Origin of the sequence: Cohnella kolymensis, assembly GCF_000829465.1 — a bacterium.
GTDB lineage: Bacteria > Bacillota > Bacilli > Paenibacillales > Paenibacillaceae > Cohnella > Cohnella kolymensis.
The window spans coordinates 61,491-85,331 of record NZ_JXAL01000021.1 but is presented as its reverse complement, the minus strand read 5'-3'; the positions used below and the strand labels follow the sequence as shown (position 1 = coordinate 85,331).

General features: G+C 50.5%; 23 protein-coding genes, 1 pseudogene and 1 riboswitch. Of the genes and pseudogenes, 9 read left to right on the top strand and 15 right to left on the bottom strand.

What is annotated here, in order from left to right:
* Positions 1 to 102: 102 nt before the first annotated feature.
* Both SD71_RS24995 and SD71_RS25610 read right to left on the bottom strand, forming a co-directional pair.
* Complete coding sequence (locus SD71_RS24995; protein WP_268747744.1) at positions 103 to 1,659, bottom strand: S8 family peptidase; 1,557 nt, start codon at positions 1,657 to 1,659, stop codon at positions 103 to 105.
* Positions 1,580 to 2,578: a S8 family serine peptidase gene (locus SD71_RS25610; protein WP_268747743.1), complete on the bottom strand. Its 999-nt coding sequence runs from the start codon at positions 2,576 to 2,578 to the stop codon at positions 1,580 to 1,582. Before SD71_RS25610 ends, SD71_RS24995 begins: the two co-directional genes overlap by 80 nt.
* 208 nt (positions 2,579 to 2,786) lie before the next feature.
* Here SD71_RS25610 and SD71_RS13415 point away from each other — a divergent pair, with 208 nt between their 5' ends.
* The 7 genes from SD71_RS13415 (at position 2,787) to SD71_RS13385 (ending at position 11,969) form a co-directional block, all read left to right on the top strand.
* A complete protein-coding gene (locus SD71_RS13415; RefSeq protein ID WP_235427110.1) occupies positions 2,787 to 3,275 on the top strand; it encodes an arsinothricin resistance N-acetyltransferase ArsN1 family A in 489 nt (162 codons plus the stop codon).
* Positions 3,276 to 3,341: 66 nt separating this feature from the next.
* The gene (locus SD71_RS13410; protein ID WP_200889601.1) at positions 3,342 to 4,484 is read left to right on the top strand and encodes a PrpF domain-containing protein; all 1,143 of its coding nucleotides are present in this window, start codon (positions 3,342 to 3,344) and stop codon (positions 4,482 to 4,484) included.
* Positions 4,485 to 4,508: 24 nt separating this feature from the next.
* Positions 4,509 to 5,894, top strand: a complete 1,386-nt coding sequence (locus SD71_RS13405) for an MmgE/PrpD family protein (protein WP_041064002.1) — start codon at positions 4,509 to 4,511, stop codon at positions 5,892 to 5,894.
* Positions 5,895 to 5,918: 24 nt separating this feature from the next.
* On the top strand, positions 5,919 to 6,821 hold the full coding sequence (prpB, locus tag SD71_RS13400; RefSeq protein WP_041064000.1) for a methylisocitrate lyase: 903 nt from the start codon (positions 5,919 to 5,921) through the stop codon (positions 6,819 to 6,821).
* A 30-nt stretch (positions 6,822 to 6,851) separates the two neighbouring features.
* On the top strand, positions 6,852 to 9,518 hold the full coding sequence (gene acnA, locus SD71_RS13395) for an aconitate hydratase AcnA (RefSeq protein WP_326998749.1): 2,667 nt from the start codon (positions 6,852 to 6,854) through the stop codon (positions 9,516 to 9,518).
* Positions 9,519 to 9,684: 166 nt separating this feature from the next.
* Positions 9,685 to 11,268: a sensor histidine kinase gene (locus SD71_RS13390; RefSeq protein ID WP_326998748.1), complete on the top strand. Its 1,584-nt coding sequence runs from the start codon at positions 9,685 to 9,687 to the stop codon at positions 11,266 to 11,268.
* The gene (locus SD71_RS13385; protein ID WP_041063994.1) at positions 11,265 to 11,969 is read left to right on the top strand and encodes a response regulator; all 705 of its coding nucleotides are present in this window, start codon (positions 11,265 to 11,267) and stop codon (positions 11,967 to 11,969) included. The genes SD71_RS13390 and SD71_RS13385 overlap by 4 nt, the downstream gene beginning before the upstream one ends.
* Before the next feature lie 52 nt (positions 11,970 to 12,021).
* Here the strand turns inward: SD71_RS13385 and SD71_RS13380 are convergent, their stop codons facing one another.
* From SD71_RS13380 to map, 3 genes are all read right to left on the bottom strand, one after another.
* Positions 12,022 to 12,798, bottom strand: a complete 777-nt coding sequence (locus SD71_RS13380; protein ID WP_041063992.1) for a class I SAM-dependent methyltransferase — start codon at positions 12,796 to 12,798, stop codon at positions 12,022 to 12,024.
* A gap of 19 nt (positions 12,799 to 12,817) precedes the next feature.
* Positions 12,818 to 13,837 carry a Bug family tripartite tricarboxylate transporter substrate binding protein gene (locus SD71_RS13375; RefSeq protein ID WP_041063990.1) on the bottom strand — a complete coding sequence of 340 codons (1,020 nt, stop codon included), beginning with the start codon at positions 13,835 to 13,837 and terminating at the stop codon, positions 12,818 to 12,820.
* Positions 13,838 to 13,944: 107 nt separating this feature from the next.
* Positions 13,945 to 14,691: a type I methionyl aminopeptidase gene (gene map, locus SD71_RS13370; protein WP_041063988.1), complete on the bottom strand. Its 747-nt coding sequence runs from the start codon at positions 14,689 to 14,691 to the stop codon at positions 13,945 to 13,947.
* 187 nt (positions 14,692 to 14,878) lie between these two features.
* A riboswitch (cyclic di-AMP (ydaO/yuaA leader) is annotated at positions 14,879 to 15,019 on the top strand.
* A 112-nt stretch (positions 15,020 to 15,131) separates the two neighbouring features.
* Between map and SD71_RS24010 the strand changes: the two genes are divergently transcribed.
* On the top strand, positions 15,132 to 15,302 hold the full coding sequence (locus SD71_RS24010) for a hypothetical protein (RefSeq protein WP_161793391.1): 171 nt from the start codon (positions 15,132 to 15,134) through the stop codon (positions 15,300 to 15,302).
* A gap of 42 nt (positions 15,303 to 15,344) precedes the next feature.
* On the opposite strand, the gene SD71_RS13365 is transcribed toward SD71_RS24010, so the two are convergent.
* Positions 15,345 to 15,857, bottom strand: coding sequence for a C40 family peptidase (locus tag SD71_RS13365; protein ID WP_052476243.1), 513 nt, complete (start codon positions 15,855 to 15,857; stop codon positions 15,345 to 15,347).
* A gap of 405 nt (positions 15,858 to 16,262) precedes the next feature.
* Here SD71_RS13365 and SD71_RS22315 point away from each other — a divergent pair, with 405 nt between their 5' ends.
* Positions 16,263 to 16,961: a DUF3105 domain-containing protein gene (locus SD71_RS22315; protein WP_052476242.1), complete on the top strand. Its 699-nt coding sequence runs from the start codon at positions 16,263 to 16,265 to the stop codon at positions 16,959 to 16,961.
* Between the two features lie 274 nt (positions 16,962 to 17,235).
* On the opposite strand, the pseudogene SD71_RS26255 reads toward SD71_RS22315, so the two are convergent.
* The 9 genes and pseudogenes from SD71_RS26255 to SD71_RS22305 form a co-directional block, all read right to left on the bottom strand.
* A pseudogene (locus SD71_RS26255) lies at positions 17,236 to 17,331 on the bottom strand (hypothetical protein); the annotation flags it as partial.
* 69 nt (positions 17,332 to 17,400) lie between these two features.
* Entirely contained in the window at positions 17,401 to 18,264 is an 864-nt protein-coding gene (locus tag SD71_RS13355; protein WP_041063986.1) for a fumarylacetoacetate hydrolase family protein, read from the bottom strand.
* 19 nt (positions 18,265 to 18,283) lie between these two features.
* Positions 18,284 to 19,285 carry a Gfo/Idh/MocA family protein gene (locus SD71_RS13350; protein ID WP_041063984.1) on the bottom strand — a complete coding sequence of 334 codons (1,002 nt, stop codon included), beginning with the start codon at positions 19,283 to 19,285 and terminating at the stop codon, positions 18,284 to 18,286.
* 12 nt (positions 19,286 to 19,297) lie between these two features.
* Entirely contained in the window at positions 19,298 to 20,317 is a 1,020-nt protein-coding gene (locus tag SD71_RS13345) for a galactitol-1-phosphate 5-dehydrogenase (RefSeq protein ID WP_041063982.1), read from the bottom strand.
* A 2-nt stretch (positions 20,318 to 20,319) separates the two neighbouring features.
* Positions 20,320 to 21,465: an aminotransferase class V-fold PLP-dependent enzyme gene (locus tag SD71_RS13340; protein WP_041063979.1), complete on the bottom strand. Its 1,146-nt coding sequence runs from the start codon at positions 21,463 to 21,465 to the stop codon at positions 20,320 to 20,322.
* Between the two features lie 40 nt (positions 21,466 to 21,505).
* The gene (locus SD71_RS13335; protein WP_041063977.1) at positions 21,506 to 22,243 is read right to left on the bottom strand and encodes an MBL fold metallo-hydrolase; all 738 of its coding nucleotides are present in this window, start codon (positions 22,241 to 22,243) and stop codon (positions 21,506 to 21,508) included.
* Positions 22,243 to 22,644: a RidA family protein gene (locus SD71_RS13330; protein ID WP_041063975.1), complete on the bottom strand. Its 402-nt coding sequence runs from the start codon at positions 22,642 to 22,644 to the stop codon at positions 22,243 to 22,245. Before SD71_RS13330 ends, SD71_RS13335 begins: the two co-directional genes overlap by 1 nt.
* A 34-nt stretch (positions 22,645 to 22,678) precedes the next feature.
* Positions 22,679 to 23,284 (bottom strand): M20 family metallopeptidase, encoded by a 606-nt coding sequence (locus tag SD71_RS23645; protein ID WP_152619457.1) that lies wholly within the window; start codon positions 23,282 to 23,284, stop codon positions 22,679 to 22,681.
* Complete coding sequence (locus tag SD71_RS22305; RefSeq protein WP_052476240.1) at positions 23,281 to 23,826, bottom strand: M20 family metallopeptidase; 546 nt, start codon at positions 23,824 to 23,826, stop codon at positions 23,281 to 23,283. Before SD71_RS22305 ends, SD71_RS23645 begins: the two co-directional genes overlap by 4 nt.
* Positions 23,827 to 23,841: the final 15 nt, after the last annotated feature.

Genomic DNA, 23,841 nt, shown 5'->3' with positions numbered 1-23,841 from the left:
TGTAAGTATATATACAATAGTAATTACAAGGAGAATATCCTGAAATTGTAATAAATGAAAACGAACTAGGCCGATGACCTAGTTCGTTTTTAATTTGCTTAGCTACGGCATTAGATAAGCCGTGTAGAAGCGTGTTGCCGCCACTGCGTAATCGCCTCGGGTCACCTTCTGGTTCGGCTTGAAAGCGGCGTGTACGGTGGGTTTTAGATCATATGGACCCTGTGTAACTTTGAAATACGCGTTCAAAATATTTAGATCCAACGCCAACTGTACATATCCTCTTAATTCGGCGGGAATGTCACCGGCATCCTCAATCGCGATTCGCTGATCGCCGTATTGTACGGTAACATCGGAGGAGTTTTTGTCTAATGCCTGCTGCTGCAGGCCAAGACTTTGTACCAAAGAGTAGGCCAGGTCTACGCGCCGCACCGCAGCGTCAGGAGCAAAAACCCCGGCTGCCGAGGGTGTCATTACCCCTTTTTGGATTTGCCGGCCGTCTCTCATTGCAGATCCTTTGGCGGTGACCGCTTCCACAAAAGGAAGATCCTCTGCGCTTACGTCGCTAAAGCTCGCAGTACCGTCCCTCGGTAAGAATTGCCGGATTTCCGCACCCATGACCAGGTAATTGGCCAGTTCTTTACGGGTAATGATTTGGCCCGGCTTAAAGCTTCTATCCGAGTAGCCATCTACCAGACGTTCGTTCACAGCCAGCTTGATCGCGGCTTCCGCCGGGTTGCCCTGAATATCGTCCAGTCCTGTGAAATCACCTGCGGTCTTGAAGGTTAGCGTTCCGGGAATGTCTTCCGGCAAACCGGCTCCAGTAGTCGGATTCAGCTCATCCCCCCGCAAACCGCGAATTTCTGCCGTCCAGCTGCCCGGAATAGGCGAGGTTACTGAAACCGTACGATCATAGTAAAGGGGAAACAGCAGATTCACACCGGAGCTGTACTCGGTTCCGTCCGGAGCGATCAGCACCAAGTTTACGGGATTTCCCGAGTCCAATATGCCGGCCGCGTCCACCCTTGCAGCCAGCTCGGTTAATCCGGATGGGACGGTAAAAGGATAGCTGTTAGAGGTTAAGGTGACAGGACTATAATTGACCGTGAAGGGTGTCCGTGTTGCCGAGACGGCAGCATTGCTGTTAAAGGTTCTGAAAAGATTAACCGTCTTCCCATAGCTTTGTTCGTGGAAAGCGCGATCCACGGCAGCATAAGCGTTCACATAACCCGCGCCGGCTTCCCAAGGCTCCATTCCAGGCATATTCGTAGCCGTATCTTGCAGAATGCGTTTCACTTCCGCAGGAGACAGAGCCGGATTTGCTTCCAGCATCAAAGCGACAATCCCGGCTAGATGCGGGGTTGCCATGGACGTTCCGCTCATCAAGGTATAGAAAGGAAGGTACGCAGGCTCGATCTGATTCACATCATCGGCAACGGCTAACGAAGAGACAGGAGCGAGAACACGAGTGGAGATGATATCTACACCGGGAGCTGTAATCGTAGGCCGATCCTCCCAAGTCCAGGTTTCGCCATCCATCGTGAATGTGCCACCGCCATTTTTTACGCCGCGAGATGAGAAATCAGCCAATTTCCCTTGTTTGTCTCCTGCAGCCACCGAGATTACCCAAGGCGCTGGCATATGGGTTATGAGTATCTTCACCGGGCCCCTCATTCCCGGCCGCGAACGTTACGACAATGCCGCGGTCATACGCCAGCTTGCTTGCGACGTTCACCGGATCCTCGGGATCAAAGCCGCCTGAAGACCCCCAAGAATTAGTGATCACTCGGACTCCGAAACGGTTCTGATTCGTCAGTGCGTAATCAAATCCGCCGACGGCATCCAAAATCAATAGAGCGGCTCCCGAGCCGTATCCTACAAGATCGGCCCCCGGCGCAACACCCTCATATTTTCCTGCCGACATGGCTCCCGTTCCGCCTACGGTTCCGGCAACATGTGTACCATGACCCGAGTTGCTGTCCGTATTCGGTACACCTTCCAAGTAGGTGATCGGCAGCAGGTCGCTTAGAGCGTGAAGATTCGTCGCTCCGGTGGCATTTTCCACCAAGTGCTTTCCATATTCGATATCTCTATGTGTACCGTCAACGCCGCTGTCATTCACAACTACGGTTACACCTTTACCGGATACAGGCAAGCCGTTATTCTGCTTGGTCATGGCCGCGTCTGCGCGCACCCGGTCAACGCCTGTCAGCGCTGTAGCGTCATAGTTGTAGTACTCTAATTTTTTGTTCAAATAGATAGAACGCACTTGAGGCTGTTTCGACAGCTGCTCCACCTGGTCGGCTGTGACAATCACACCGGCCATCGGCAATGATTGTAAAGTCATGCCCGACTGGATTCCAGCTTGCTTGAGTAAGTCCACCTGCTCTTTGGCCGGTGCGCCGCTGCCTCTGAATGTAACAATTGCCTCAACCGGTCCTGCAGCTTTGCTGAGGGCTTCAGTGAGTTTGGCATCGATTTTGGCTGTGACGCTGTCCGTAACCGCGCCTGCGGATGACACTGATCCGGCAATTGTTGAGATGATGAGAATGACAGCAAGCAACAGTGATTTGATCTTCATTGTTTTCCTCCCTATGAACTGAAATCAAAGAAAAAGGGCGATTGATCACATAGCTGAAGCAAGTAACCAACCACCTTACGAATTTAATACCCATTGGCAACATATTCCTATCAATTCTAAAAGTCCTAAATTTATGGACCGTTCGCGCTAAAATGGTGGTAAAGTTTGTATATGTGCAGTTGCAGTTACGTACGAAAGGAGAATGCTTTTGAACGTCCGCAGAGCAACAGAGGCCGATATAAAGGCGATACAAGAGATTTATAATCAGGGAATCGAGGATCGGATCGCCACTCTGGAACAGGATCGAAAAACAGAGGAATACATGTCTAACTGGTTTAACAGTCGCCAAGAAAGATATGCTGTGATTGCAGCTGAAGAGGGCGGTGAGATCAAAGGTTGGGCTTCGATTAATCCCTATTCCGCACGCCGCGCGTATGACGGGGTCGGCGACGTATCGGTTTACATACACAGGGATTTCCGGGGAAGGGGCATCGGACACAAACTGCTCCGGTATTTAGAAGACACAGCTAAACAGTACAACTTCTATAAACTTGTCCTTTTTACTTTCCCATTCAACTCACTGGGCCAGGGGCTATACAGAAAAGCCGGTTACCGGGAGGTCGGGACGTTTGTGAACCAAGGGATCCTGGACGGGAATTACGTTGATGTTATGATTATGGAAAAGCTTTTGCCGTGACAGGATTGGAGACTTAACGAAAGCGCTGTCAACAGAAGGTTTCTTTACTATATACTGAGGAGGAGATTGCTATTTCGCAGCGTTCCATACCTTGTGCGATCTATCGCGGGGGCACCAGCCGGGGAATTTTTTTTTCACAAGAAAGATCTGCCGGAAGACATCCATGAGCGGAATATAGTATTTTTTGAGGGGATCGACGCCTCTAATCCGAGCCAAATCAATGGATTGGGGAGCGGGACATCCCATACGAGCAAAGTGGTCGTCATTTCCCCGCCTTCTGCAGCCGGGGCAGATGTGGATTATACGTTCTATCAGATCGGAATCGGTGAAAAAGTAGCGGATGACAAAGGTACCTGCGGCAATCTGATGGCTGCAGTCGGGGCATTCGCCGTGGATGAAGGGTTGGTTGAGGTCGACTCTGTAAACCAATTTGCACAGGTTACCGCTTTTAATACGAATATCGGAAAAATGATCAAGCTGCAGGTGCCCGTTACCGGCGGTAAGGCGAGAGTGGCCGGTGACTATCTGATGCCCGGCCTCGTTACGACTGGAGCGAAATATACCGTCGACATTCTCACTCCGGGCGGCGGTAAAACAGGGGCAACACTGCCGCTGGGATCGAGATTGTCTATGACGGCAGACTCGGACACGATTGAGCTTTCTTTTGTAGATGTTGTGAACCCGTTCGTATATGTGTCGGCTGCGTCGCTCGGTCTCACCGGAACGGAACCTAACAGTGTGCTGTCAGAGAACAAACTTTTGTTGGATCAACTTGAATCCATGCGCAGGGAAATGGCGGTTCGCTCCGGAATGGAAGCGACTCTCGAGACCGCAAGACTGGCGCCGGCTGTTCCTAAGGTTGCCATCGTAGCGGAACCGCAAGATTATATCACTTCGTCAGGACAAACGATTCGGCGGGACGAGGTGGATATTGTCGCCAAGATGGTGTCCATGGGACGGTTCCACCGCACCTTTGCAGGAAGCGGTTTATATAATCTTGCCGCCGCCGTGCTTCTGCCGGGCACCATTCCGAATCAGCTGACTTCGATCGAGCCGGGCTGCAGGGAACGTATCGTTCGAATCGGCCATCCGGATGGAGTGGCCGAAGTGCGGGCGGCGCTTGTTGACGAAGGAAACGATGTGGCTTTTGTCGGATTGGAAAGGACGGCACGCAGAATCATGAAAGGCGATTTGTATGTTCCGGATTAACTTATACGATGGGGAGGCCTTCGAATGTCGGATCGAATCACGAAAGCTTTGGCACAATTTGCAGCGCGGGTAAGTTATGACACTCTAACCGAACGAACCATCTCGGAGGTCAAACGCAGGGTGATCGACACGATCGGCTGCTTGATCTCAGGCTATGACGAGGATGCCTCCGCAGCCGCAAGAAAACTTGCGGACCGTTACATCAACGACAAGGGAGCGACCATCATCGGTTCAGGCCGAAAAGCCCCGGCCGATATCGCCGCATTCGCCAACGGCACGGCCATCCGGTATCTGGATTATAACGATACCTATTTATCGATAGAACCGCTTCACCCGAGCGACGTCATCGCCCCTTTGATCGCGCTGGCCGAGGAACGGGGAATCTCAACCAAGCGATTGATCGCCGCCATAGCCGCAGCATATGAGATCGGTGTAATTTTCTGCGATGAAGCGAGCCTCAAATCCAACGGATGGGATCATGTCAACTACATCACCGTTGCCACAGTCGTCGGGGGCGCCAATCTGCTCGGTCTTTCCGTCGATGAGACGGAGCAGGCTTTGGCGTTAGCCATTGTACCGCACGCAGCCATGCGCCAGACGCGCAACGGGGAGATTTCCATGTGGAAAGGAGCGGCGGCGGCCAATGCGGCGCGGAACGCTGTTTTTGCGTTGCAGCTCGCCGAGTGCGGAATGAAAGGGCCGTATGAGCCTTTTGAAGGGACGATGGGCGTCAATTATCTGATGCTGAATCAAAAGCTGAACCCGGAGAGCGTTGTGGCGAAGCTGGCAGACAATGACAGCCCAGACCGGATTACCATCACCTATGTGAAAAACTGGGCGGTTGAGTATATGACCCAGAGCGCCATTGAAGCGGCGCTTGCGCTGCGCGAACAGATTAAGGATTTGTCCGATGTCGAGCAGATCCATATTGAGACGTTCCAATTGGCTTATGATGTGCTTGCCAAAGACAAGCAGAAGTGGGAACCGAAAACGAGAGAAACCGCTGACCACTCCTTACCTTACATCGTAATGGCGGCGCTGGAAGATAACAAAATCGATCTGGAGACGTTCTCGGCAGCGCGTCTTGCTGACAGTCGAACGCTGGAGCGGCTGAAGACGATCATTACGGTGGTAGTAACCGACGAGATGAACGCAGGTTATCCGGACGGCAATCCGAATCGAATTACCATTAGCCTTCGCGACGGCAGCAAGCTGAAGAAGCTTGTCAAACACCCTGCGGGTCACAGCGGCAATCCGATGTCGAATGAGCAAATCGAGAAGAAGTTTTTGAGATTGACGGACGGTTACCTGACAGAAGAGCAGCAGAAACAAGGGCTCCAACATATTTGGTCGCTCGAGAATCAATCGGACTATTCCGCGTTATTCAAACATTTTCAAATAAACTCTTAAATCTTGGGAGAGGGGAGCAAACAAATGAGCTGGTTAGTTCGAAATGCTGAAGAGGATCCTGTATCCCGTCTTCGCAGGAGACTGGGATCGGACGAGGGAATCATTCAGATGCCCGGAGCGCATGATGCGATGGCTGCACTGCTGGCTAAAGAAGCGGGATTTGAGGCCATGTACCTGTCCGGAGCCGCTTTCTCGGCAAGCTTGGGCCTGCCCGATCTAGGCTTGATTACGTTAACGGAGCTTGCGGCACGCACCCGTGAAATTACGCGGGCGGCCGGCTTGCCTCTGTTGGTGGACATCGATACGGGATACGGCAGCGTGCTGAATGTGACACGCACCGTGCGCGATATTGAAGAAGCAGGAGCGGCGGCCATCCAGATGGAGGATCAGGATCTGCCGAAGAAGTGCGGACATTTGAACGGAAAAAAGCTGGTGCCCAAACAAGAGATGATGCAGAAAATCCAAGCGGCCAGGAAGGCAAGCGACCGGATTGTCATCGTGGCCAGAACCGACGCCAAGGCGGACGAAGGCATGGACGCGGCGATCGACAGGGCCCGGGACTATGTCAGGGCGGGCGCGGACGCCATATTCCCGGAAGCGCTGCAGACGGAAGATGAATTCAAGAGATTCGCCCAAGAGGTGCAGGTTCCGCTGCTGGCTAACATGACGGAATTCGGCAAGACGCCGTATTACAGCGCTGAGCAGTTCCAAGAGTGGGGGTACAAAATGGTCATCTACCCGGTGACTTCCCTTCGAGTGGCGGCAAAAGCGATTGAAAATGTATACCGGTTGATTCGCGATACCGGAACACAGAGAGATGCTCTTCAGGATATGCAGACTCGCAAGGAGTTATATGAAACGATTAAGTATTACGATTACGAAGACTTGGATAACAGGATTGCGAAAACCGTTCTGGATCCCGAATAACTCTGGCTGAGGGCCATGGAGGCGTACGGAATGAAGGAAACGCTTCACGTCGACGGCAAACAATATGTTTACTACTCGCTGCCGGCTCTTGAGCGCGCCGGTGCGGGGAATATTTCTGCGCTCCCCTTTTCTATCAAAATATTGTTGGAAGCGGCTGTCCGGCAATGCGACGGCAAACATATCACCGACCGGCATGTCGAACAGCTGGCCAATTGGAAGACATCGCAATGGGGGAAGAAAGAGATCCCTTTTAAGCCGGCGCGAATCGTGTTCCAGGATTTTACCGGCATTCCCGCTATTGTGGATCTCGCGGCCATGAGGGATGCGGTCAGAGAAGCGGGCGGGGATCCTGCGCGGATCAATCCGCTGATCCCGGTCGATTTGGTCATCGACCACTCCGTCATTATCGAAGATTCCGGGAATAGCAGCTCATTCTCCAATAATCTTAAATTGGAATATGAACGGAATCTTGAACGTTACCGGTTTATTCGCTGGGCTCAGCAAGCATTCGATAATTTCCGTGTCGTGCCTCCGGCGTCGGGCATCGTGCATCAAGTGAACCTGGAGCGGTTGGCGAGCTCGGTCATGACCAAAGAAAACGGCGGGAGCATTGAAGTTTATCCCGATTCCCTGGTCGGGACGGATTCTCACACGCCCATGATCAACGGATTGGGTACAGCCGGCTGGGGAGTTGGCGGCATAGAGGCTGAAGCGGCTATGCTGGGGCAGCCGCTTTACTTTGTCATTCCCGAAGTTGTGGGCATCAAGCTTACAGGCAGCATGCCGGAAGGCACGACGGCAACGGATCTGGCCTTAACGATCACCCATCTTCTGCGCAAAAAATCGGTCGTCGGCAAGTTTGTGGAATTTTTCGGTCCGGGTCTGAAGCACATCCCATTGGCCGACAGGGCAACGATCGCCAATATGGCTCCTGAATACGGTGCGACAATGGGCTTCTTCCCGACGGACGACATTACAATGGAATATTTGAGATTCACAGGCAGAGACGATGTTGTGCCTTTGGCTGAAGCTTATTATAAAGCGCAGGGGCTTTTCCGTACCGATACAACTGCCGATCCGGAATTTACGGAAATATTCGAGTTGGACTTGTCGACGATAGAGCCCACAGTAGCGGGGCCCAAACGTCCGCAGGATCGTGTTCCGCTTGCCGATATGAAGTCATCGTTCCGGAATAGTGTCGTTAACGCTGTGGCCGACCGGGGGTACGGAATGCCTCCTGCAGAGCTGGAGAAGAAGGTCGTACTGCCGACCGGTGAGCTGCTGGCAACCGGTTCTATCGTGCTTGCCGCAATTACAAGCTGCACCAACACGTCCAATCCTTCCGTCATGATCGCTGCCGGCCTACTTGCCAAAAAAGCGGTGTCGCGCGGTCTCAGCAAGCCGTCCTATGTGAAAGCCTCTTTAACTCCGGGTTCTACCGTCGTAACCGAATATCTCAAAGCGGCCGGATTGTTGGATGCTTTGGAGCAGTTAGGATTTTTTGTCGACGGGTACGGCTGTGCCGTCTGCTGCGGCAACAGCGGCGCCCTGTCCCCGGAAACGGAAGAGGCGATCAAGGAAAATCAGATGCTCGTAGCGTCAATCCTAAGCGGCAATCGTAACTTTGAGGGCCGGATTCATCCGTTGGTGAAGGCGAATTATTTGGCATCGCCGCCGCTTGTCGTAGCCTATGCCTTAGCGGGCACGGTAAATTTCGATGTGCACGCCGAACCTGTCGGTGTGGCTGCCGGCGGTCGAGCCGTATACTTGAGAGAGTTATGGCCGTCAGCGGAGGAAATTCAACAGGTCATCGCATCTGCCATAAAACCGCAATTGTTCCGCGATCAGTATGAGCATGTGTTCGACAATGAAACATGGGCAGCGATCGATGCGCCTGAAGGCACCATCTATGAATGGGATCCGGATTCCACCTATATTCAAGAAGCCCCATATTTTAAAAAAGAATTCGCGCCGAATGATGAAAGCCGACAGCTCAGCAGCTTGAGAGCGCTGCTGCTGCTGGGAGATTCGATAACCACGGATCATATTTCACCAGCCGGCAGTATCGGCGCTGACAGTCCTGCGGGGTTGCTGCTTACATCCCAAGGCGTTCCGCGCCAAGACTTCAATTCGTACGGCACGAGGCGCGGCAATCATCATGTCATGATGAGGGGCACATTCGCGAATATACGCATTCGGAACAAGTTGGCCGGTGGCAAAGAAGGCGGATACACGACATATTTGCCGACCGGTGAAGTCTTGTCCGTGTATGATGCGGCGATGAAATATAAGGACGACAATCAGGCTCTGTTAATCATCGCCGGCAAGGAATACGGCACCGGGAGCTCCAGAGATTGGGCCGCGAAAGGAACGAATCTGCTGGGTGTAAAGGCTGTGCTGGCTGAAAGCTTCGAACGGATTCATCGCAGCAACTTGGTCGGCATGGGCGTTCTGCCTCTGCAATTTAAAGACGGGGAAAATGCCGAAACCATTCAGCTCGACGGGACGGAAGTATTCGGTATTCTGGATTTGGAGAACGGGATCACACCGGGAATTTCCGTTCGGATTCGGGCGGTGAAAGAGGACAATACCGCAACCGAATTTCAGGTCACGGTGCGCCTGGATAGTCTGGTGGATGTGGAATATTACTTGAACGGTGGAATTCTGCAGACGGTAATCCGCCAGTTCATGAATTAGAATGAATCGGCAAGTCATAGGCAGCAACATTCGAAAGTCTAATCCTGTCAGGATTAGGCTTTTATCATTTACTCCGCTTCTAATCTGGGCTATTCTAGTAGCTATACTATTACCATAAGGCGGAGCATCAATGACTTTTCCCCTAAAGCGCTTTAGGATCAGCTTATTGGCACAAATTATTTTGCTGATCACAGTCATGCTGTTTATTAGCATTTTGCTTGTAAGCGCTCACTTTACCGGCATGATTCAGGACATTATGAAAGAATCGGCGGGGCAGCAGGCCATGACGGTTGCCAAGCTGGCAGCCGAGGATCCGACGATAATTGAGGGGTTTCTAAAAGAAAATCCGTCAGAGACCATACAACCGGCTGCAGAGAACATCCGCAAAATCACGGGAGCAAGCTATGTTGTAATCGGGAACAGGGAAGGGATTCGTTACTCGCACCACAACACTGCTAATATCGGTAAACCCATGGGTACCAGCAACGATGCCGTATTTTCCCACAAAGATTCCGTGATCTACGAAGGAGTCGGCGTATCGGGTCCTGCAGTGAAAGCGAAGACACCCATTTACAATAAAAATGGAGAAATCGTCGGGGTTTCCTCGGTAGGATTTTTGTTAAATGACATCGAAGCGCGGATAGCCCAGTACAAATCGGAAGTCATGAAATTGTCCATGCTTCTGTTTGTCCTCGGCTGCGCCGGAGCCGTGCTGATCGCAAGACGTGTAAAAAAGCTGATCTTTGGGCTGGAACCCGAGGAGATCGCATTTCTTTTCAAAGAGAAAGAAGCAACGATAGAGTCCATCCGCGATGCGATCGTTGCGGTCGATTTGCATAACCGGGTAATTTCCATGAACAAACGTGCTCGCGAAATCCTTCAAGATCAGCAGGTAGAGAGCGGAAAGACGATTAACAATGACAGGATCCGCAGTATTCTGCAAGAAGTCATTCGAACGAAGACGGGCAGGTCCAATCAGAACATTCCGGTAGGGCATAAGATGTACGTTATGGATCTTTCGCCGATTATGAATCAAGATAAGGTGATCGGCATGGTTATCACAATCAGAACAATGTCCGAGATCGAACAATTAACCGATGAAGTGACCAAAATCACAGCCTATTCGGAGCATATGAGAGCCCAAAACCATGAATATCTGAACAAATTGAATACCATATACGGATTAATAAGCTTGAATCAATATGATAAGGCGTTGGAGATCATCTCAAGCGAAGTCAAGGAACGGCAAGATATTATTGCCTTTCTGATTTCCTCAGTGAAAGATCCGTTAATTGCGGCTTGTTTGCTCGGCAAAATAAATCGGGCGAAAGAGCGGAAAACACAATTAATTATTGATATGGAGAGCAATCTGTCCGCAATTCCGGCGGGCATGGATACCGAGCTGATCGTGACGGTTCTCGGCAATCTCATTGATAATGCCATAGATGCATCGAGAGAAAAGCAAGGCGATGGCGGCTTGGTGAAAGTTTCGTTCACGGATCTGGGACCTGACCTCATCTTCGACATTGACGATAATGGACCAGGGGTCCCCCAGGATAAAGAATCCGTCATATTCATTGATGGCTTCAGCACAAAAGAAGGGGAAAATCGGGGTATCGGGCTGGCGATCGTGCAAAGCTCATTGAATGTGCTGCAAGGGAATATCCAAATCTCACAAAGCGAGATGGGCGGTGCAAGATTTACAGTAGTTGTGCCAAAATCAGCACAAAGGAGCAGATATACGGGATGAACCGACAACCTCTGACCGTCATGATTGTAGAAGACGACGAATTGGCCGCTAAAATATACGAGCAATTCATACACAAAGTGGACGGATATCGGGTAGTTGCGTCGGCTCAGACAGGAAAACAAGCATTAGAATTGCTCAATGTCTTTACACCCGATCTTATCCTCTTGGATGTGTACCTGCCGGACATGAACGGCATCGAGCTGCTCTGGGAAATACGGAGGCGGCACAGGGGAATCGATTTCATTATGATCACGGCCGCCAATGATACGGAGACCGTGAGCGAAGCGATACGAGGCGGGGCATTCAGCTACACCATCAAACCGATTATCGTTGAAAAGTTCATATCGGTACTTGAGCGCTTTGCGGCTGCAAGGCAGCAACTGAGCACGAACCGTGTAGTTGAACAGCATGAAGTGGACTCTTTGTTCCGTAACGACCGCAAGGCTGCTGCGCCGGAGACGGCGGCAAAAAAGATGCTGCCCAAAGGTATCGATAAACACACTCTAAGATTGGTAAGAGAGAAGCTGCTTCAAGAATCGGCAAGCATTAATGCCGATGAGCTGGCTGAACGGGTAGGTACAAGCCATTCCACTGTAAGAAGATATCTGGAATACTTGGTCACCAATAATGAACTTGAAATAGACATGATCTACGGCTCCATCGGACGTCCTGAGCGTCGTTACAAGCGCAAGCAACATTAAATAACAACAGCAGCCCGACATGATGTCCGGCTGCTGTTGTTATTTTGTTCTACTATACTTTCTCCGCCATAACCATCCACTCGTCGATTTGAATCGAAACGATTTGCCCCGCATCTTTTTCAACGGAGAAGTAACGGGCCGTCGGTTCATCCGCGGAAAGAATGTGGTTGACCACCGACATCACTTGTTCCTCAGACTGAGCTGTACGCCTAACCCAGACCGGAAAATCAAATTTCTTCTTGCGCAGCTCCGAGTGCCGCACGGCAAGGCCTTCTTGTGCAAACCATTGCTGCCATTCCTCCACCGAGTAACAGCGGCCATGACTTTCATCCCGCAGCTTTTCCATTGTGTTTACGAACCTGTCTAGAGATTTATCTTCGGGTGATACATTATCGATCAATAGGAACTTGCCGCCCGGCTTCAGAATTCGGCTTACTTCATGTACGAACTGCGCGGGATTCGGAAAATGATGCGCCGCGATCCGGCAGGCCGCCGCATCGAACGTATCATTCAAGAACGGCAGAGCTTCGGCATCGGCAACGACGTACGATACGTTGCTGCAGCTTTCCGAGACATGCTTTCGTGCGGCCGACAACATTTGCAGTGTCAGATCCGTGGAGGTGACATGGCTGACATGAGGCGACAACGCTTTGCTGACATGTCCGCCTCCGGTGGCCACATCAAGCACCGACCAGCTCTGTTCAGGCTTCAGCCATTCGACAAGCGCCGCAAGGTCCGAAGCATTGGCGTGAGAGACGCTGGCAACATACTTCTCCGCATTTTTTCCGAATTGCTCTTTTACCTTCTTTTTGATGTCCTGATCTGCCATAAGGAGTGCTCCTAATCGATTACTTGGCCATTCCAAGCGAAGTAAGAATCTCTTGAATCAACTTTTCCTGATCTTCCAAGAAGTGAGTAAAATCGTCTCCAGATTTAAAACCGTTCTCCCAGCCGTTGGCTTCGAGGGATTTTTTCCATTCTTCGCTTTCGGAAAGCTTCTTCAATGTCTCCTGCCAGTACTTTACAGCATAATCAGGCATTTCCTTCGGTCCGAACAAGCCCCGCCAAATCGTGAATTGCGCATCGATGCCCTGCTCTTTGTAAGTCGGGATATCCTTGTAGTCTCCGGACAAACGTTCTGTAGACGATACGCCGAGCACTCTTACCTTGCCGGCCTTCAAATATTCGCTGGTGCCGGATATATCGGTCGCGAGAACGTCCGCGTTACCGCCGAGCAATGCGGTCATCGCTTCGCCGCCTCCATCATAGGAAACGAATTTGATGCTCTTCGCATCCACGCCTGCTTTTACTGCCGGGAGCATTGCGACCAGGTGATCTTGGGAGCCCGGGGCTGAGCCTCCTGCAAGGATAATGCTTTGAGGATCCGCTTTCATATCTGCGAACAAGCTGGGCAAATCTTTATATTTGGAATCGATGCGGACAACAATCGCGCCGTAATCCTCCGTCAGCTGCGCAAGAGGAGTCAAGTCTCTAAAGGATTGAGGGCTGTTCCCTTCTTTCTTGAGATTGTTAATGATCAGAGGCGCCGAAGGAAGAAAGAGCCGGTACGCATCTTTGGGATCTTGGGATACAAAATCCGCCAAACCCACCGCTTGACCGCCGCCCGGCTTGTTCTCTACGGTTATGGTATGAGCAGCGAGCTTTGTTTCCGCTAATGACTTCGATAATGCTCGCGCCGTCAAGTCCAGGCCGCCGCCGGCACCTGACGGTGCAGTGATGACGATAGACTTATCCGGGTAAGAATCGGCCGCATTCCCCCCTTTGGATCCGCATGCCGCCAAGCTCAAAACTAAACAGCCGCCCATCAGCACGGTCAACAACTTTTTTGTCTGTGAAACATGTTTCATCTTATGTAACCCCCTGAGAAAGAATGAAATCGCTTTCTCGGAGATCATAACATTGCTTCTCAAGCTCACAATGTTAACGGTCATAAAAAGAATATTTCGCATTATTTTCATTGTTCGGTAAGAATGAGGGGTCCGTCCTTTGTAATTGCAATCGTGTGCTCGTATTGTGCCGATAATTTCCCGTCGGCTGTTCTGGCTGTCCAGCCATCCGGATCGATTGTACAATGATAAGTGCCTATATTCAGCATCGGTTCAATAGTGATCACCATTCCCTCCTTAAGCCGGGGTCCACGGTGCGGCGGGCCATAATGGGGAACCTGAGGATCTTCATGCATGTGTTGTCCGATCGCATGACCGATGAACTGTCTGACGACGGAATAACCATGTGATTCGGCATACGTCTGGATGGCGTGAGAAATGTCTCCGATTCTGTTGCCGATGACTGCCTGCTGTATCCCTATATAGAGCGACTGCTTAGTGGTATCTAAAAGCTTTTCCGCTTCATCGGACACGTTGCCGACGGCATACGACCAGGCGGAATCGGCCAGCCATCCATCGAGATTCACGACCATATCGATCGTTACGATGTCTCCGTCCTTCAACGGCTCTTTACTAGGAAACCCGTGACAAATGACATCATTTACCGATGCGCAGGTGGCAAACGGATAGCCTTGATACCCTTTTTGTTCGGGATAAGCATCGCGTTCAGACAGAAACTGCTCCACAAAGCGGTCGATTTCCAATGTTGTAATTCCCGGACGAATGATGCCGGCAATCTGCCTGTGGCAGGCCGCAAGGATTTGTCCGGCTTTATGCATTTTAGAAATTTGCTCTTCCGTTTTAATCGTGATCATTTCGGCTCATTGTCTCCTGTCGTTAAATATATGCAAAACCTTATTATACCCCTGAGAAAGAATTTCATTTATTATAAAACTTTCACAGACAATATATATAGAAACCCGGTTGTCAGTGACAATCAGGTCTGTTATAGTTTCATTAACTCAGTTACTCGGTTAGTCGTTGTTATTACCTTTTTTCATCTATATCTCACAGCTTAGTTTCCGGCGATGCCGGAAAGCGGGGGAACCATTTTTCCGGGGCGAATCGGTCCGCTTAATCGACCGTAGGGAACCATCTATCCCGAGTCCGTCAGCTAACCTCGTCAGCTTTGGGTGGGTCATATAAAGTTCCGGCAGAGGAATTGGAATCTGCTTGTCTTTGGACCCGTTTGCGGGTCTTTTCTGTTTTCAGAAGGCCCTTCAGATCCGAGTAACGATATCGAGGAGGATGGCACATGAAACAGTCAAAAGATATTATCGCTAACGACGGAGATCTTCCTGAACATGGTCCGGTGAACAAGTCGGAAGACAATGCTGCTGAGATTCATGTGAATGAAAGCTCCGACTTGAATGTTGTGCGCAAGGTGCCGCGAAAAAGCAAAGGTCATTTTATAGTCGGTGACTAAAATAAGAATGAAAAAAGGGACCGGATTCGGTCCCTTTTTAATTTAGCTGTTCGATATCACAACACGGCGTGCCGTGACGTAATGTTTGGTGTAGTAAGGAGAGCTCAATGTGGAAAACTTGACGCCGCCCTTGCCGCCGGTATGCAAAATCTTATTGTTACCCGCATAAACGGCAACATGCCCGATTTTGCCCGAGCGACCTGGATCTTTGAAGAAAACGAGGTCACCGATTGCCAAGTCTTTTTTTGCTATCTTAACGCCTTTAGTAGATTGCTGACTGGACGTCCGAGGCAACACAATTCCATTCTTTTTAAAAATATATTGAGTAAAGGAGGAGCAATCGAACGCATATGTAATGCCCGAAGGTGCCCCGAAACGATATTTAACTCCCAAAAAATGGGTACCCGTGCTGATAATCTTCTCTGCTTGCGTTGGCGTTGGCTCTTGATCGATCTCTTCTTGAAAAGGACTCGGCTGCTCGGCGAAAGGTTCGGGAGCCGGAGACTGTTCCTCTGTTACTGCCGGTGGAAAAGTAAACGGTTCGTCAGCGCTCACTGCCTGCGCATGCCCGAACAGAGCAGTACAACATATAGAAGCGAATAGACTTAAACTGATGACTTTACGGATGCTTTGTCTGGTACTCAGTAAAATTGATATTCCCTCCATCTTTTGTTAATAAGCCAAAACTTGAACCCTAATATACCATTATTAAACATGACAATATTTACCATTTAAAAATTAAAGCCTATAAGGACGCGGTAAATACCGGTATATGAAAATTGAATGAGAAAAAATTAACAATAAACCGCGCCTCTTCTCATAGTCACGGTCATTTTGTTTTCCGCCCGATTACCCCAATTTCAGTAATCTTCTTGACAATCCCACTGCAACAAGTGACGATGAGAACTAACGGGTTGGCTTAATATTGTTTGATACGAAGTCAGGAGGACTAATCTTTATATGGCTTATATCTTGCTATACATCAGCGTTGTTTTATTTGTTGTGTCATTGTTGGGCTATTGGTACGCTTCAAAGCTGAACAAGGAAAATACCAGCCGTCTAAAAAAAGAGCAAAAGGCCGCACTGAAAAAGAAGGGCGGCGCATTCCGCTTTCTCGCTCATACTCTGATGGTCGTTGCCATATTGCTGGCTGTTATCTTCTTCGTTCAATTATCGGAGAATAAGTATGATATCGAGTCGTTGAATTATAACGTAACCATCGACGTCACGGATGATAAGAACTATGGCGCCGGTCATACGGATGATCCCGTTCAATATGAGATGAAGATCCCAACCTCCGGTATTCACAGTCCACATGATTTGAAATTCGGATATTACACGGAGAGACCCGGCTTAGAAACACTGGTTCATAATTTGGAGCATGGAGATATCATTATTCACTATCGTCCGGACTTAGAGTCGAGTAAGCTGGATGTCATTAAATATTTGAGCCATTTCCGAAAGGCGGGAGCGGGCGTACTGGCCGTGCCGAATGAGAATGTTCCCGAGGGTAAAGATGTCGTGCTGACGGCATGGACGAAAACGATGGAGCTTGACAGCTTCGACGTGCAAAAAGCCGGTAAATTTATTTACGAATATATCAATCAAGGTCCGGAAAAGATCCCGGCTAACGTCCGCCGAGGCGGAGGGACGATGTAACGGAGTTACAAGCTTAAAGAAAATGGCCATCTCACTCCTGGTATTAGTGGATGGCCTTTGTTTATGCAAGATTAATAAGGCACAGGATTGGCGGCAACTTGCACCTCGACCGAAATTTGCTCCCTATTACGATAAATATGCAACGTTAGAGTATCCCCTGGAGACTTTTACGAGACCTGATTTACAAAATCCTCGTAGCTTCTTATGGCAGTTCCGTTACTTTCAGTTATGATATCACTTGGATACAGTAGGTCTTTGATGAGTGATTGTGTACTCACGAGAAGCATAGCTTGCCCTTGACATCGCCGAACTGTTTAACAATCTCCGATTGCGTGTACACCTTTTCGGCTAACATTTGTAAAATTTTTCGTCTTGTTGGATAATCAGTTCTTTATAGCCGTTAAACGGCCCTTGATCGATCAAGGGCCGTTGCAATCCACTATTCACCTTTGAATCGATTACGCAAGGTGCCGATTCCTTGAATGTTTGCTTCGGTAACGTCTCCGTCCTTCAACCAGACGGGCGGTGTCCTGCCCAATCCCACACCGGGAGGAGTGCCGGTGCTAATCACGTCGCCGGGCTTCAAAGTAATCGTCCGTGACAGAAACGACACCAGATAAGGAACATTAAAAATCAAATCTTTGGTATTGGCGTTCTGCATGATTTCCCCGTTCAAGGTAAGCCGAATGTCAAGGTTGTGAACATCGCTTATCTCATCGGCAGTAACGATATGGGGTCCGAGCGGAGCGAAGGTATCAATGGCTTTACCGCGGGTCCATTGCCCTTCGGTCAATTGGATATCACGGGCGCTTACATCGTTGATCACCGTATAACCGAAAACGTAATCCAGCGCATTGTCTTCAGATACACACTTTGCGGTTCTGCCTATGACGACTGCAAGTTCCACTTCATAATCACATTGCTTGACCTCACTTGGGATAATGACCGATTCGTCGGAACCGATGATTGAGTTGTTAAACTTCGTGAATAGCACCGGCTTCTCCGGAACGCTCATGTTCGATTCCGCAGCATGGTCCACATAATTTAAGCCGACAAAGATGAGCTTTTCCGGATCGGTAAGCGGAGCGCACAATTGAACTTCACTAACTGTCCTCGTTGTGACTGCCCCGGCAATGTCCCGTTCCACCCTTGATTTGTACTCGGCATCCTTTTCCCACGCGTCTATCAAATCCTTCATCGTGCCCTGGAATTTCAGTTCGCAAATGCGATCGTGTGACACAAGCGCTCCTAATCGCAGCGAAGTATCCAAGCCTGTTTTCTCACGAAACTGTACTAGTTTCAAAGTTTATGTCCTCCTTTATCTATGACAGCAGTTCGATTTCCTGTCCGGTGGATGCCGAACGGACGATGGCATCGGCTACTTTAACTCCTTGGACGGCGTCGGTGAAGGAAATTCGATCCGGAGGATTACCGGTTATGAGGCATCGAGCGACATAATCAAGCTGATCCCTCAATGCTCCCGCTGCCTGTCCGTTCAAACGGTGATGAACGGAGAAGTCCGTTGTGATACGGCCGGAACTGCTTAGGACTTGTAAACCCGCGGGCTCGGTGTCGAAGCGGGCCAGGCCGTTGGTTCCGATAATTTCAGCCGAATCATGTATGACAATTCCCGCTTCATCCGGTGTCATCCAGTTGCTCTGCAGCATGGCCAAAGCACCGGTCTCGAACTGAAGACAAGCCCACAATATCTCAGGGGTTGCGGCACCGGATGGCGACAAGCCATAAGCACGCACCTTGCTTACCCGGCTTCCCGCGTACCAGAGAGCCAAATCCAAATCGTGAATCATTAATTCATAAACCGTATGCGTCCTTTGATAGGTCGCAAACAACGAGTGCTGCCGGGAGCGTTTGAAGTACATTGATAAGGGAGGACCTATACGTCCATCCAGAATGGCCCGGTGCGTCTCCGCATATTTCGGTTCGAAGCGGAGCAAATGGCCTGGAATGACATGTCGTCCGGCTGCTTCCGCAGCTTTTTGCATCATTTCCGCTTCTTCTATGGATGTCGTCACCGGTTTTTCTACCAGAACATGCTTGCCTGCCTGAAGTGCTTTTAAAGTCGGGCGGAGGTGCTCCTTTTCAAAAGTCACTACGATAATCAAATCAAGATCCTCACGTGTAATTAAATCATCCTCATCGGTGTACTGACCCTGAATGGAATATCGATCACCTAAGTACCGCACACGATCCTCACGCAAATCGCATATTGCAGAGACTTCGATGTGAGGCAGCGACATGCAGGCTTCCAAATGGCATTCCCCCCAGCTGCCGAGGCCGAGAATGCCAGCTTTGAGTCTTTTCATGCCGAACGCCTCCTAGGGTGTCAGAAATATTTTGCCGGACGTTACTTTGCCTGCAGTCAACTCGGCGAAAGCCTGCCAGCCGTCTTTCAAGCTGCGTGTTTCCGTCCATCCTTCTTCCGTTACGGTGCCGGCCGCAAGTAACTGAACGGCATCGTGGAAATCTTGGGCGGTGTAGCAGAAAGAACCGAGTATCTCGATTTCGCTTCGGATCAGATGATTGATCCGTAATGAGGTATCGTCGATGCCGAGACCGATGTTCATAAACGTGCCTCCCGGATTAATTAGGCTGAGCGACATTTCCCGCGTCGGCTGAAAGCCTGCTGCATCGATGACGACATCAATTCCTTTGTTGCCCGCGTAGGTTTGGATCATTTCCGGCAGCGATTCCTCTTTCGGATTGACGGTTTGGTCGGCACCGCACTGAATTGCGACGCTTAACCTTTCGGGGTTGGTATCCGCTAGAATAACGGAGTAAGCGCCGAGCAGCTTCGCAATTTTGGCGCATAAGAGCCCGATCCCGCCGGCGCCGAAGATGAGTACGTTTGCGAATGGATGCCGCTGCATGACACGCCGGGTAGCCCGAAGGGAGCATGCCAGCGGCTCCGCCAAAGCGGCTCTCCGCGAATCCATATGCGGCGGTATCGATACCATCGCTTTAGCGGGCACGGCGACCCATTCGGCGAACGCTCCGGACCGGTGAATGCCGATGATTCGTCTGCTGCTGCACAGATTGGTGAGCCCCTTTCGGCAGGAAGCGCAAATGCCGCAATAGAGAAGGGGATTTACCACTGCCTTTTGCCCAAGAGGTATAGAATCCACATTGCCGCCTACATCCTCAACCGTGCCGGAAAACTCGTGTCCCATGACAAGCGGGGGAATTCGCAGGCTGTTATGCCCGAGATAGCCTTCGATTTCCGATCCGCATATACCGACCGTCTCTACCTTGAGCAGCACTTCGTCCGGAAGGATGTCAGGCTGGTCAATTTCCTCATAGTCCATCTTCTCCGGTGCCGTCCATACTAAGGCTTTCATAATCAACGTCCTCCTTCGCGCAGGCGCATGCCGGTGCAGGCAGGAAGAAGCTCGATAAGTCTTCCAACATCGCCGGCGTCATTAAATAAATGGATGGAAGCGCGAATCCTCCCGTCGCTGCCCATTATATAGACTTGTTCATCCATCAGCTTTTGCGCAACATCCTCAGCTGCGTCCCATTTTACACAAATGTTGCCTGCTCTTCGGACCGGCTCCTCGGGTGTCATTACATCAAATCCCAAATTGCGCAGATCACTGATCAAGCGGCTGCCGAGGGAGAGGACGTGACTTTCTATATTTTCAATGCCTATATCCAGCAGCAACGCGCTAGAAAAGTTGAGGGCGTAGATGGTTGAGTAGCTCGGATATCCGAGCTCGAACCTTCGAGCGTCGTCTTGAAAATCAAATGATTCGAATCGCTTGGAACCGATTGTTTCTTTAACGCTGCGCCACCCGACATATTTGGGGAGAATGGAGGATGTCCTCCTTGGGTTAATGCCGAGAATTCCAACGCCATGAACCGATAAAAGCCATTTATAAGAGCTGCATACAACAAAGTCGGCATCGTACATCTCGACCGGTACGACGCCTAGTGATTGGGTGACATCCAACATCAGTAAAGCGTCGGTTTTCTTGATCTCACGATATAATGCTTTGTAATCGATACGTGATCCGGTTAAATAGCTGACATGGCTGGTCATAACCAAACGGGTTCGATCATCCATTCGGCTTAACAAATCGGCAGGTTCGACTTGCCAATTCTGATGGGAAATAACGCGAATTTCTACACCCTGCTGCTGTAATGCGAGCCAAGGAAGAACGCCAGAGGGGAATTCCAAAGTATGGATAATAACGTTGTCGCCCGGCTTGAAATCCATTGCGCGAGCAATCATCGAAATCGCCTCGGAGGAATTGGATAACAACGCGATATCCTCCGCTTGACCTTGCATTAAGGCGGCAAGATTTTGTTTGCACTCGGCTTCTATAACAGCGTTTCGCTCGCGTCCCTTCGGACCGAGGCTGCGATAATGCATATACTCTGTCATAGCTTCCAAGCTGCCCCGATGCGAGGGAGTTTCCGCTCCGCTGAATAACCAGGTGCACCTATCCAACCCGATAAACTGGTCTTTTGGTAATAATGCTTTCATTTCAGGCCTCACTCCTTTTGACATCATCGCCGGCTGCCGATTATAAGTTCGGCGGCACCTCGAGTTTGCTGAAATAACGGTGCGCTGCTTCGATGTGGTTTCGTGCATTAGAGCAAAGGAACGGGCCATGGCCGGGATACAATGAGTCGATGCTCAGTCGATTGAGTTTGTCGACTGTCGCCGCATACTCTTCGATGATGCAGTCCCAGATGTACTGAATGACCACTTTTCCAGCGGCAAAAACGGCGTCTCCAGAGAACAAGCACTTATCGCCATTTTCCTCCCAATAGAAGGAAAGGTGTCCGCGGGAATGCCCGGGTGTCGCCAGCGCAGAGAGCGATAACTGTCCAATGGTCAAAGTGCAATCATCCTCCAGCGCAATGTCAACCTGGCAAGCCGGATACTGGAAATCGGGCGGGTACACGCCGCCTTTAATGGCGTGATTCAGGCTCGTCTTGTCCCTATCGCCATTTGCCAACCAAGGGGCGGCTTCCTTCGATACGGCGACCTTTAACCCGAAGCGCTCTCTCCAATAGGCAGTTCCCGCCGCGTGATCGCCGTGAATATGCGTAAGCAGCAAATGGGTGACACGATCCATAGAAATCCCGTTGTTCTCGATATTCCGGACAATTCTTTCCGGCTCCAGTCCGCTTCCTGCATCGATCAGGGCGTATTCCTCGCCGCAATCCAACAAGTACACATTACAGTCCATGGAATGGCTCATTTCCATTCCGAATTTTCCGCTTCCGACCAAGTAAACGCGATCCGACAGTTTCATCAGTCCGTCACTCCGGCGATGCATTCAATTTCGACGCACATTCCCGGCGGAAATTTGCCGATTTCTACCGTGCTTCTTGCAGGAGGGGCTACCGGGAAAAACTCTCTATATGCCGTATCGTATTCCCGGAAACGATCCAAGTCGTTAATGTACGAGGTGACTTTGACGACCTGTTCTAAGGAACTTCCGGCCGCCGCCAATATTTCCGACATGTATTGAAGAACAAGTCGGGTTTGCTCTTCCATGTTCTCAGGATGCAGAAGCTTACCTGTTCCAAGTTCAAAGGGACAGGTTCCGGCGACATAGACCAGGTCTCCGTATTTGACCGCCTGCGAGTAACTTCCGGAAGGTACCGGCGCTTTATCTGTGCGGATAATCGTTTTGCCAGCCTTTTCTACCATTCTTCCATTCTCTCCTTCGGCTCGTATCTTCGGTTCACTGTTCTCCGAAACTTTCCGCAATTCCAATATAGAAGTCCACGGCTTGTTCCACTTCGGAAACAGGCACCCACTCGTTGACGGTATGGGCTTGGTTAATTGAACCAGGTCCGAGTACGATGCTCGGGATCCCTTTAAGAGCCTGCAGCTTGCTGGCATCGCTGCCATAGGTTGCTCCGGCTGGCGCTGCATTCAATCCCAGCCTTCGCGCGGCTTCTTGCGCGCTCCGTACGATCCGGGCATCAATCGGTGTGTTGAGAGCCCAGTCGAGAAGTAGTGTGTCAATCTGATGCTCAATACCGAGTCTACTAATCTGGGTGTTGAGTTGTCGTGTAATAGCGTCCATGACTTGATACGGATCCTCGCCGGGAATAATTCTCCGGTCGACCTCGATAACACAAGATTCGGGAACGATATTAATCTGTTTACCGCCGCTGATCTTTCCGATGGAGATGGTAGAGGCACCGCACAGCGGGTGGGAAACCTTAGCCAGCTCCGGTTCAATTGAGCGATGAATATAGTCGATAACGGCCGTCATATGGACGATGGCGTTGATACCCTCGCCGGGCACGGAGCTATGGGCCGCTTTCCCATGAGTTGTCACGGCAAACCGCGCGCAGCCTTTATGAGCGACGACGATATCGAGATTAGTCGCTCGCCGACAACCGCTCCATGAATGTTCATATTCAAATCCATAAAGGCCGTCAGTCCCCGATAGGCATATTCTTCGTCTACAGAGGCACACAGTACGATATCGCAGCCGAACCGGTCTCTATTACGGGCACAGAATTCAAGGGCAGCCAGCATGGCGGACAAGGAACCTTTCGTATCGCAAGATCCGCGTCCATACAGACGGTTGCCATCGTAACGGGGCGCAAACGGGTCAGTCATGCTGCCGACGGATACGGTATCCATATGGGCTTCAAAGAGCAGCACACGATCGGGGTGACCGGTTGTCAATTCGACGATCAGATTGTCGCGTCCCGGCAATACCGGCTGCCGATAGCACGGAAGTCCGGCGTTTATGCAAAAATGCTCAATGTAGCGGGTTACCTCGGTTTCGCCTTGAGCACCTTCTTCATAATGGGGATTCACGCTCTCGATTCGAATCAGGTCTTCCAGAATGCCGAGTACTAGCGGTTTCACCGGTTTAGCAGCCTC